This is a genomic window from Vibrio sp. 1069 (assembly GCF_033340555.1).
Genome location: NZ_JAWOWP010000694.1, coordinates 1 through 577, shown reverse-complemented (window position 1 = coordinate 577; position 577 = coordinate 1). Strand labels below are relative to the sequence as shown.

Here is a 577-nt window from a genome sequence, read left to right as displayed (position 1 = left end):
TTCGCCAACGCCATCAAACCCAACATCGCCGGAATCCCGAGCAGCGTTACCATGCGAACGCCCCAATCCATGGTATGTGCAAAACCTTCGCTCTGCGAGTCCACATGTTTACGAGACAGCGCAGGCAAAATCACCGTCGCAATCGCAATACCAAACAGCCCCAGCGGGAACTCCAACAAACGATCGGAATAATACAACCAGCTGATTGAGCCAGTTTGTAGAAAGCTGGCAATAAAAGTATCAAATAGCAGGTTGATTTGACTGACAGAGACGCCAAACAAAGCGGGAATCATCAACGTGCGGATTTTTACCACCCCAGGATCGCGCCACCCCCACTTAGGCTTAACCATCACGCCCGCTTTAATAAGGAAAGGGATTTGAAATAAGAACTGAACCAAACCACCTAAAAACACACCGATAGCCAGACCGATTTCCGGTTGAGACATCTGTGGCGAGATAAACCAAGCCGCCAGAATGATCATGACATTCAAAAAGACCGGAGTGAATGAGGAGACGGCAAACTTGCCGAGTGTGTTAAGAATGGCTCCGGAAAGCGCAACAAAGGTGATGAACCATA

Annotated in this window: 1 protein-coding gene; it reads right to left on the bottom strand. The window is 48.9% G+C overall.

Annotation, left to right across the window (positions count from 1 at the left end; translation table 11 throughout):
- Nucleotides 1–577: murein biosynthesis integral membrane protein MurJ (murJ, locus tag R7040_RS28530; protein ID WP_318097895.1), on the bottom strand; the 577-nt coding region annotated here is incomplete at both ends.